The organism is Desulfosporosinus sp. BICA1-9, assembly GCF_000802135.1.
In genome coordinates this window covers 1-10626 of the sequence record NZ_JUEE01000175.1, presented here as the reverse complement: position 1 = coordinate 10626, position 10626 = coordinate 1, and the positions used below count along the sequence as shown (strand labels likewise).

The following is a 10626-nucleotide window of genomic DNA, read 5'->3' as shown; positions in this document are numbered from 1 at the left end:
GATGGAACAAGGTTTAGGTAAAGCTCGGGTTTTAGTAGAAGCTCTTCCGTATATTCAAAAATTTGCAGGTAAAACTGTGGTTATTAAGTATGGTGGGCATGCCATGGTGGATCCGGTATTGAAGGAATCCGTCATTATGGATGTTCTACTCTTGCATTCTGTGGGGATACGTCCCGTTTTGGTCCACGGAGGAGGCCCGGAGATCAATGCCATGTTGAAGAAGATGGGGATTGAAAGTCAGTTTGTACGGGGGCTAAGAGTGACCGATGCCCAAACCATGGAGATCGCCCAAATGGTCTTACTCGGTAAATTGAATACAGAGATGGTATCTCTGCTCAATCGCTTTGGTGGAAAGAGTGTTGGTTTATCGGGCAAAGATGCACAGCTACTTGTTGCAACTAAGAAGCCCATGCAGATGCCCAATGACCAAGGGAAGATGGAAGAAGTAGATTTAGGGTGTGTCGGAGAAATCCAGAATGTTAATCCAGATATTCTCGAGACCTTACTCGGACAAGGCTATATTCCCGTGATTTCACCTGTTGCCAGCGGGGAAGGCGGGGAAACGTATAATGTCAATGCAGATACGGCTGCCGGGAAAATTGCAGAGGCACTAAAGGCAGATAAGTTGCTTCTGCTCACAGATGTTAGCGGGATTCTGCGTGATCTTTCGGATAAGGACTCTCTTATTTCCACAATTTCCAGAGCAGAAGTCGATCAACTGGTGGAGCAGGGAATCTTGAGCGGAGGAATGCTGCCTAAAGTTGAGTGCGCTGTTTCGGCGTTAGAAAGTGGCGTGGGCAGTGTGCATATCCTTGATGGACGGTTAAGTCATGCTATATTACTAGAATTATTCACGGATGGCGGTATTGGAACGATGTTCGTATAGGCTATCGCCAGAAGTCAGTGATCAGAGGCCAGAGGCCAGAATTCGTGGTTCGAACACCGAATAGCGAATATCGAATATCGAAAAAGGGGGATGGAGATGTTGAAAGACTTGTCGACTGAAGTAATCATAGAGCATGGAAAAAAAGTTGTGATGAATACCTATGGTCGTCTGCCAATGACGATCGTCAAAGGGGATGGCGTATGGGTTTGGGATTCAGAAGGGAAACAATATTTGGATTTCGTGACAGGACTAGCCGTTAATTCATTGGGGCACAGCCATCCAGCGATTGTTCGTGCTATACAAGAACAGGCTAAAGAGCTTTTACACACTTCAAATATTTACTGGATTCCGAACCAAGTCGATTTGGCAGAACGCTTAGTGCAGAACTCCTTTGCAGATAAAGTCTTCTTCTGTAACAGTGGAGCAGAGGCGAATGAGGCGGCTTTTAAGCTTGCTCGGAAATATGCTAAGAAACATTATGGGGCGCATAAACACGAGGTAGTTACCCTGGAAAATTCCTTTCACGGCCGGACCTTAGCAACTCTCACACTCACAGGACAGATAAAATATCAGGAAGGGTATGATCCGCTTCCCGTAGGATTTGCCTATGCCGCTATTAATGATATCGACGACCTTCGTTCTAAGGTCAATCAAAATACAGCTGCCGTCTTTATTGAACCCATTCAGGGAGAAGGTGGAGTGATTCCTTGCTCGATGGAGTTTCTACAAGAAGCACGAGCTTTGTGTGACGAATTTGGGGCCTTGCTAATTTTTGATGAGGTTCAGTGTGGAGTTGGACGGACAGGAAAGCTCTTTGCCTATGAGTGGAGCGATGTGACACCAGATATTATGACCTTAGCGAAAGCTCTGGGTGGTGGGGTTCCGATAGGGGCGATGCTTGCTACTGACAAAGTGGCCTCAGCGTTTCAGCCCGGTGATCATGCTTCTACCTTTGGCGGTAACCCTTTGGCCACAGCAGCAGGGTGTGCAGTGTTAGATGTAATGCTCGAAGATGGATTTATGGCAGGAGTACAGGAGCGTTCAGAAGAGTTTAAAAAGGGACTTGAACAATTAGCTCAGAAATTTCAGACAGGAGGGCCTGTTAGGGGACAAGGGTTCATATTGGGTTGGCCAGTTTCCAAGTTAGGACCAGAAATTGTGGAGGCTTGCTTACAAAATGGACTACTGATTAACTGTGTTGGTGGTAAAATCTTACGTTTCCTTCCCCCACTGAATGTTGAGAAGCCAGAAATGGATAAAGCCTTGGGCATTCTAGATGATGTGTTAAAAAAGATTTGGAAGTGATTCCAGAAGTCGGAGGTCGGATACCAGAGGTCGGATAGAGGGCAGAAACCTGATGCCAGGGACCAGAAGGAAGAAATCTGAGACCGAAGGTTGATAAGCCAGATACAAATAGCAAACGGCTTTAATAAGTTGGCTTAGATCTAGTTATAGAGGTAGCGGGCTGGCACTAAATAAATAGAGATTTTTCTTCGAGGAGGATGGAATGAAAGCAGCACTCGTACTTGAAACCGGAAAAGTCTTTATAGGGGAGTCTTACGGAGCGACGGGAGAAGCTGTGGGAGAAGTCGTTTTTAACACAGGAATGACAGGTTACCAAGAGGTGTTAACCGACCCATCCTATGCGGGACAGATGGTATGTATGACCTATCCACTAATTGGGAATTACGGTATAAACAGTCAGGATGATCAATCGAAGAAAGCCCAAGTTCAGGGGTTTATCGTGAAAGAGGCAGGTCGTCATCCAAGTCACTGGCAGATGGAGAAAAATCTTTCGAGGACATTAGCCCAATTTGGGGTTGTGGGGATTAAAGGGATTGATACACGCGCTTTAACACGGATTATTCGTGAACACGGGGTTTTGCGCGGAGTAATTACAACACAGATTGAACATCTAGAGGAGTGGATCCCAAGGTTGACGAAGTGGATTTCTCCTACGGATGTTGTGGCTAAGGTCAGCACCCCTGAAATCTACACCTTACCCGCTATATCTGGTGCCCGTACCGAGAGTGAATCGTACCATGTCGTGGTGATGGATTTTGGGATTAAGAAAAATATTTTACAGGCTATGCAGGAGAGTGGGTTCAAATTGACAGTGGTTCCACATACTGCTTCTGCAGAGCAGATTTTAGAGAGAAATCCAGATGGGGTTTTTCTATCCAATGGGCCTGGAGATCCGAAGGCGGTTGCAGAGGGGATAGAGACGATACGTAGTTTGATCGACAAACGCCCTATTTTCGGAATCTGTTTAGGGCATCAACTTTTGTCACTCGCCTTGGGAGGGGACACCTATAAGATGAAGTTTGGGCATCGAGGGGGAAATCAACCTGTCCAAGATCTTCAATCGAAACGTGTGACGATCACTTCTCAAAACCATGGGTACGCGATTGCTGAAGCAAGTCTGGAACAGACTCCTTTATATGTGACTCATCGTAACCTCAATGATCAAAGCGTTGAAGGGGTAAAACATCGGGATTTTCCTGTTTTTTCCGTCCAATACCATCCAGAAGCTGGACCTGGCCCGAGTGAATCCTTGTATCTATTTGAGGAATTTACGGACTTAATGCAGAAAAGGAGGGCTCAAGATGCCACTTAACCCGGCGTGGAAAAAGGTGCTTGTCATTGGGTCTGGACCGATTGTCATTGGGCAGGCTGCAGAATTTGATTATGCCGGAACCCAAGCGTGCAAGGCCCTTCGTGAAGTTGGGGTAGAAGTGGTGCTGGTGAACAGTAATCCGGCAACTATTATGACGGATGTAACCATGGCGAATATTACCTATCTCGAACCCCTGTTACCCGAGGTTTTAGAGAGGATTCTTAGCAAAGAACGTCCTGATGCGCTGCTTCCCACCTTAGGTGGGCAAACGGGACTTAATCTAGCGATGGAATTGGAACGAAGTGGGATTTTAAAGCGTTATGGTGTAGAACTGATTGGCTGTAATGCTGAAACAATCTATAAAGCAGAGGACCGTGACGCCTTTAAAGAGACCATGCTTTCTCTTGGAGAACCCGTGGCCCAAAGTGTGATCGTGACAACCCTGGAAGAGGGGGAGAAGTTCGCTAAAAAGCAGGGATTTCCGTTAATTATTCGGCCAGCCTATACCCTTGGTGGGACGGGTGGGGGCATTGTTAAAAATGCTAAAAGCCTAGAAGAGATTTTGCAAAGAGGACTACAGTCTAGCCCGATTGGACAATGTCTTGTGGAGCGCAGTGTAGCGGGCTGGAAGGAAATTGAGTATGAGGTTATGCGAGACGACGCGGATAACTGTATTACGATCTGCAACATGGAAAACATTGATCCAGTCGGAATCCATACCGGGGATAGTATCGTCGTAGCACCGTCCCAAACCTTAACAGATGTTGAATATCAGATGCTACGGGCCTCCTCGTTGAAAATTATTCGGGCCTTAGGGGTTAACGGTGGCTGTAATGTCCAGTTCGCGTTAAATCCAATGAGTCGGGAATATGTGGTCATCGAAGTTAACCCGCGGGTTAGTCGTTCCAGTGCGCTTGCCTCAAAAGCAACTGGCTATCCAATAGCCAAAATGGCAGCCCTGTTGTCCGTTGGATTTACCCTTCCAGAATTAACAAATCCAGTGACCGGGAATACCAGTGCCTGTTTTGAGCCTGCTCTAGATTATGTCGTTGTCAAGTTCCCCCGTTGGCCCTTTGATAAGTTTCCTGCCGCGGATCATCGTCTTGGTACGCAAATGAAAGCGACCGGAGAAGTTATGGCGATGGAACGGACTTTAGAAGGGGCTCTGTTGAAAGCGACACGTTCTTTAGAAATAGGAAGTGTAGGGCTTCGCATCAAGGCCTCTGGAGGTTGGACAGAGATGGAGATTGAAGATAAGCTGGTTCGAACGGATCATGAGCGTTTCTTCGCGTTAGCTGAAGCGTTCCGCCGGGACTGGACCATTCTTGAAGTTCAAAGGCTTACCCAAATCGATTCTTTCTATTTGTCTAAGATCAAAGATCTTGTCTCCCTTGAACAGCGCTTACAAAGGGAGGAATTAAGCACCGAGCTACTACGGTTTGCTAAAGTGCAAGGATTTTCTGATTTAGCGATTGCCAAGCTGATAGGGCGTTCGGAAGAAGTAGTACGTGCCATGCGTGTGGCCCTCGGAATCATTCCAGTCTATAAGACCGTTGACACTTGCGCGGCAGAGTTTACCTCGGCGACTCCTTATTACTATTCCAGTTATGAAGAAGAAGATGAGGTGGCTATTAGTACGGGTCCCAAAGTAGTCGTCCTAGGCTCAGGCCCTATTCGGATTGGACAAGGGATTGAATTCGATTATTGCTCTGTCCATGCCCTTTCTGCTTTGCAAGAAGCGGGGGTGGAAGCCATCATGATTAATAATAATCCAGAAACCGTATCCACAGATTTTGATACTGCAGACAAGTTGTATTTCGAGCCTTTAACGGTGGAAGATGTGCTTCATGTTTTGGAGAAGGAAAAGGCGGATGGGGTATTAGTCCAATTCGGAGGGCAAACGGCAATTAATTTAGCGGGTCGATTGAGTCTTGCTGGGATTCAAATCTTAGGTACAACCGTCGACGCGATTGATTTAGCAGAAGATCGTGAACGTTTTGCGGTACTCTTAAGTCAACTTGGAATTCCCCAATCCGAAGGGAGAAGTGTAACATCTGTTGCTCAAGCGAAAAAAGTTGCAGAGCAACTTGAATTTCCGCTGATCGTTCGTCCTTCCTACGTCATTGGAGGACGTGCTATGCAAGTCGTTGAAACCCTCAAGGAACTTGAAGATTATTTAAGAAGGGCAATTCACCTATCCGAGGATCATCCGATTTTGGTGGATCGGTACTTGGAAGGAAAAGAAGTCGAAGTGGACGCCGTCTCGGATGGAGAAACGACCGTGATCGCGGGTATTATGGAGCACATCGAGCGCGCGGGAGTTCACTCAGGGGATAGTTCGGCAGTTTATCCGCCCCAAAGTTTAACCCCTGCTGAGATAGAACAAATTCAGGATTTTACCTGTCGTCTTGCCTTGGGAATCGGAATCAAAGGACTTATAAATATTCAATATGTCGTAGTTCGAGGCAAAGTGTATGTTCTTGAAGTGAACCCTAGAGCAAGCCGTACAGTGCCTATCCTTTCTAAAGTCACTGGAATCCCTTTAGTAAATTTGGCGGTTCAAGTTTCCTTAGGTAAAACCTTGAAGGACATGGGTTACAAACATGGGCTCGCTCCAGAAGTACCGTTCGTCGTCGTGAAAGCTCCAGTTTTTTCCTTTGAAAAATTGACTAAAGTCGAAACATCTCTGGGACCGGAAATGAAATCGACCGGTGAAGTATTAGGAATGGACACTCAATTTGGGCACGCATTGGCCAAAGCCTTCGCAGCCTCACATATTCCACTCCCCAACGATGGAAACATCTTGGTTTCTGTGGCGGAAAAAGACCGCCCTGAGGCCATCATCTTGGCTCGCCAACTTGCTCAGTTAGGGTTTGGAGTCAAGGGAACGGGGGATACGGCTAAAGCCTTAGCCTTGTGCGGTGTAGAGGTTGAAGAGGTCAGTGAATCCAGCGAGGCTCTTCAGGAGGCCATTCGGCAGCGAGAATTTTCCTTTATCCTCAGCACACCCACTAAAGGGACCCCGGAGAGGACCGGTTATTTGCTTAGAAGGCTAGCAGTGGAACATGGGGTTCCCTGCTTTACATCGATGGATACGGCCAAAGCCGTCGTTCGAGCCTTGCATGAAATTCGGAGTAATACCACTCCTCAGGTGCTCTCCTTACAGGAGTATCTGGCATTGTAGAGAATAAATAGGAACTCCCGCTCGAGATTGTCGAGCGGGAGTTTTAGACGTCTTTACTTTGGTTCTATTCAAAAACCATGTATAAAAATATAAGTCAATGTGATTACTCACTTCAATGACCTGGATTTTTTCTTAACCTTCTTCTATCTGGAAGTAGCGGCCATTTTAATAATGGCCTTAATCGGTTATAGACCCAACGTGATTCCTTTGTCAACAGGGGTCCCAGTATTGCAAGAATGAGAACATACAAGGCGGCAAAGGGTTGCAACGAGGTTAATAATCCACCTGCTTTTGCAAGAGTGGCTAAAATAATCGAAAATTCACCCCGCGAAATAATAGTCAGACCAATATTCAGTGAGGCTCTATGGGAGAGACTAGCTTTCCTCCCTGCCCAAACGCCCGATACAATATTGCCTAAAAGGGTTAAAATGACAGCGATTACAGCAGGCCAAACTGCTCCACCCAAGGCAAAGGGGTCGATACTTAGACCAAAACTAAAGAAGAAAAGTGCACCAAAGAAATCTCTGAAGGAAACAATTAAATGCTCTATGCGTTCGGAATGATCTGTTTCTGCCAGTACCAGACCAATTAGTAAAGCTCCGATGGCTTCAGCAATGTGCAGAGTTTCAGAAAAACCGGCTACCAAAACTAAAATAGCAAAAATTACCAGCATAAACGTTTCGTCAGAGGGAATATCCAACCAACGGTCGAGTTTTGGAACCAACTTATGCCCCAAAAATAGAAAACCACCGATAAATAAAAGGGCCATTAATGCACTTATTATTATCTCTGAAATGGAAGTGGAACCCGCAAGAACCAGACCGGAAACAACAGAGAAATAAATAGCTACGAAGACATCTTGAAACATCATCAAACCCAAAATGATCTCCGTTTCATCATTAGCTGCCCTCTTTAAATCAACAATTACTTTTGCTACGATTGCACTGGAGGAAATAGTCATCATACCTGCCACAACAAGTACTTCCTTAATCGGCCAACCCAACAGTATAGGAAATATAATAGCTATGGACAAGTTAATAACCATATAAATTGTCCCGCTTCTGATGATGGAGGGTCCCGCAGTCAAAAGGCGTTTAATAGAGAACTCCAACCCTAAGGAAAACAGGAGAAACAGCACACCTAAACGTCCCATGAAGTCAATTAACGGGGCGCTCTGAATAAATCTAAAGTCCAAGACGCTGATGTGAGGCGCCTGTGGGCCAACTACCATACCAGTTAGAATTAGAATTGGTACAATAGAAATTCTTAGTTTACCGGACAGAATCCCTGCACCTGCAATTAAAGCTAGTGCAAGTCCAATTTCCAGTATCAAGTGCTCCATTACTGAACACTCCCGTGAACTAACAGCTGCTTACACGCTTTAACCTGGTGCTTTTCACCAAGAATTACAACAGTAGCGCCATTTCGAAACGTTGCCTCGGGACCGGGATTGACTATTTTACTCTGATCATGTTCTACAATTACAATAACTGTCCCACCAGTAGCCTTGCGAATACACATATTCCCGATGGTTTTTCCAATAGCATACGCATCAGGCTCAATTTTGTACCATTCAATAAGCATATCGCCTAAGGCAACATCCACAGTCTCTAATGCTTTGGGGCGATAATTCATTCCTCCGAGTATAGCGGCTATATAACGCGATTCTTCGTCATCTAAGGTTACCATCGAGATAGAATCATCCGGGTCCTCACGATAAAAATGATAAACTTCCCTTCGTCCGTCATCATGTACCACGATAACGATCTTTTCTCCGCTGCGGGTTTGGAGTTGAAACTTCTTGCCAATACCCGGTAAATCTATTTCTTTAATTAATTTCATGTTATTAACCTCCATTATTACTCTACCAAAAGGGAAAGGCAGTAATTTCATAAAACAGGTAATTTTAAGGTCTATGATTGTTGATTTTTAAGGTTTTTTGTATATGTATTTTATTCATTACTCCCAATATTAGCCTATACAATTCTGGTTTTCCTGTCAACGTTTGATGGTTAAATCAAAGTTTTACACCCAATATAACTTGGGTAAAACCCATGCAAGTCAAATAACCGTAGAAAATAGGGAATCATCCCATGATTATGCCCTATACAATTGATGTGGGGTTAAGTATACGTTATGGTGGTTCTTTTTTGATGGGACTGAGATTATTGCCATAGTTCAAGATAAGAACAGTGCATTTTCTGTAGGTGAGATAGGCACGAATTAGAAGAATTTAAGGAAGTCATGATTATCACTAATAAATACGAAGAAATCCCTGAATAAGTTAGAGTTTTGTTCCACATTTCGGACAATATGCAGTTCCCGCATTAGGCTTTCCACAAGAGGGGCAAAAATGCGGGGTTTCGTTCGAATAGTTGGGGACGGGCTCAGCAGGGATGTTGGGTAAAGACTCTACAGGCTGAGGTTTGTGCAAGGATATCTGGGGTTGGTTAAATTGTTGTGTGCTCTTAACTTCAGGGCTACTCATTTCAGACGCGTGCTCAGAGGGCGGGACCTGAATGTCAGGTGAGGCAGAGACTGGTGGAGTTATGATGGGGGTCTGTATTTGAGGATAGGGATTTGTAGAATTTGTGGTAGAATAATCATATAAGTCGTCAGCCTTTTTGCGTTCGTCGTCTTCAAGACTTAGGACCCAAACGATTGTTAGAACTGCGATAAAAGGGCTAATGATCAAGTTTGCTAACCCTGCAAGTCCTGACGATGAAATTCCCATCAGAATTTCAATGGCGATTTGAATAAGAATTACGGTACCTATAAGTCCCCATAGGGAGCCCATGTGTCTTCTGAAAAATCGCCAGCTACCGGAAAGTGCAACCCAAAACGTTTCATGACCGTGGGCTAGAAGGTAAATTGAAGAGGAAGCAAACCAAGGCACAAGAAATAGCAAACCTAACGCTATAAAGAGACCATAAACAATCAGAAAAGCGACGATTGTGCCTTCAGAATGTCTCAGGGAAAAGACACCGATCAGCCCTGCGATCAAGAGCAACAACTGAATTAGAACGATAAACCCTTGCCAGCCGAGAAAACGGAAAACCCCCTTGAAGCGGAAATCTTTAAAAGATACTTTTTCCCGATAAGCTTTTTGGGTTAAGTTAAATAAGCCAGCGTAAAAAGCCGATCCGATTAACCAACCAACAATTAAAATCAAGGCTAGAGTTCCGACGACGCTACCCATCGCAGATAGAATCCTGGAGAAGTTACTATAACCTCCGAAGTAGGCAAAGGGGTCATCATCTAGGGAGCCGAACGGGGGCATAGAGGGAGCGAAATTTGGAGCAGGTGGTACTCCCGGAACGGGCATTCCCGATGAAAAGGATCCTTCGTAAATATGGGGAATTGTCCAGCGTAATTGGTCGAATACTCCCAAAACCATGGCAATTATTAAGACAACAAGAACTGCAATAAAAATTAGAGTCCAGGCGTACAAAGGGAGAGCTTCACGTTTAAAAGTAATCCATGCAGATTTCATGCGTTCGGACCAGGTCATGTTACTTCCTCCTATAGTTTAAATAGACTCTCGGCATTCGCCGAGGCGGTTGGGCCAAGGGGTTCCTTGAACCAACCTTATAGCATTCCTCCTACTTTAGTGGGAGGAATTTTGCTTTTTCATACAGTCGAACTGGAAATTCACTAGTAATAAAAATTTTCTTAATCTGCCATAAAACGGCCAGAATTACTTGACTTTCCCAAAACGCCCCCATAATCGCGTGACGAGGGGTTTTATCCCTTTGATTACAAAATATGGGGTGATCTGTTTGAAGCCAATACTTGTTTCTCATAAAACATATCAGGATTCCGTTCTCCTTCGTCTCCGCCAACATTATTCCGGCGGGGTCTTTGTCATCGTTAATGATGACTGGCATTTGGTCGTGAAGCTCTGGATGACTGATTTGTCTTACATCACGACTCTGCTTC

8 protein-coding genes are annotated in these 10626 nt (G+C 45.0%); 4 read left to right on the top strand and 4 right to left on the bottom strand.

Going from position 1 to position 10626, the window contains the following annotated elements:
* Position 1 precedes the first annotated feature (1 nt).
* From argB to carB, 4 genes are all read left to right on the top strand, one after another.
* The gene (argB, locus tag JL57_RS22205; RefSeq protein WP_034144117.1) at positions 2-886 is read left to right on the top strand and encodes an acetylglutamate kinase; all 885 of its coding nucleotides are present in this window, start codon (positions 2-4) and stop codon (positions 884-886) included.
* 96 nt (positions 887-982) lie between these two features.
* Positions 983-2191 (top strand): acetylornithine transaminase, encoded by a 1209-nt coding sequence (locus tag JL57_RS22200; protein ID WP_034144116.1) that lies wholly within the window; start codon positions 983-985, stop codon positions 2189-2191.
* Between the two features lie 202 nt (positions 2192-2393).
* A complete protein-coding gene (gene carA / locus JL57_RS22195; RefSeq protein ID WP_034144115.1) occupies positions 2394-3503 on the top strand; it encodes a glutamine-hydrolyzing carbamoyl-phosphate synthase small subunit in 1110 nt (369 codons plus the stop codon).
* Positions 3493-6687, top strand: a complete 3195-nt coding sequence (gene carB / locus JL57_RS22190; RefSeq protein ID WP_034144114.1) for a carbamoyl-phosphate synthase large subunit — start codon at positions 3493-3495, stop codon at positions 6685-6687. The genes carA and carB overlap by 11 nt, the downstream gene beginning before the upstream one ends.
* Before the next feature lie 112 nt (positions 6688-6799).
* Here the strand turns inward: carB and JL57_RS22185 are convergent, their stop codons facing one another.
* The 4 genes from JL57_RS22185 to JL57_RS22170 all read right to left on the bottom strand — a co-directional run.
* Complete coding sequence (locus tag JL57_RS22185) at positions 6800-8029, bottom strand: cation:proton antiporter (protein ID WP_034144113.1); 1230 nt, start codon at positions 8027-8029, stop codon at positions 6800-6802.
* On the bottom strand, positions 8029-8529 hold the full coding sequence (locus tag JL57_RS22180) for a cation:proton antiporter regulatory subunit (RefSeq protein WP_034144112.1): 501 nt from the start codon (positions 8527-8529) through the stop codon (positions 8029-8031). Before JL57_RS22180 ends, JL57_RS22185 begins: the two co-directional genes overlap by 1 nt.
* A gap of 442 nt (positions 8530-8971) precedes the next feature.
* Complete coding sequence (locus JL57_RS22175) at positions 8972-10198, bottom strand: zinc ribbon domain-containing protein (protein WP_034144111.1); 1227 nt, start codon at positions 10196-10198, stop codon at positions 8972-8974.
* 91 nt (positions 10199-10289) lie between these two features.
* Positions 10290-10626 (bottom strand): hypothetical protein (locus tag JL57_RS22170; protein WP_034141880.1); only part of this gene is annotated, 337 nt, incomplete at its 5' end.

Coding starts and splice junctions, on each gene's coding strand:
- argB (WP_034144117.1), top strand. CDS start 2: ATGGAACAAGGTTTAGGTAAAGCTCGGGTTTTAGTAGAAGCTCTTCCG.
- JL57_RS22200 (WP_034144116.1), top strand. CDS start 983: ATGTTGAAAGACTTGTCGACTGAAGTAATCATAGAGCATGGAAAAAAA.
- carA (WP_034144115.1), top strand. CDS start 2,394: ATGAAAGCAGCACTCGTACTTGAAACCGGAAAAGTCTTTATAGGGGAG.
- carB (WP_034144114.1), top strand. CDS start 3,493: ATGCCACTTAACCCGGCGTGGAAAAAGGTGCTTGTCATTGGGTCTGGA.
- JL57_RS22185 (WP_034144113.1), bottom strand. CDS start 8,029: ATGGAGCACTTGATACTGGAAATTGGACTTGCACTAGCTTTAATTGCA.
- JL57_RS22180 (WP_034144112.1), bottom strand. CDS start 8,529: ATGAAATTAATTAAAGAAATAGATTTACCGGGTATTGGCAAGAAGTTT.
- JL57_RS22175 (WP_034144111.1), bottom strand. CDS start 10,198: ATGACCTGGTCCGAACGCATGAAATCTGCATGGATTACTTTTAAACGT.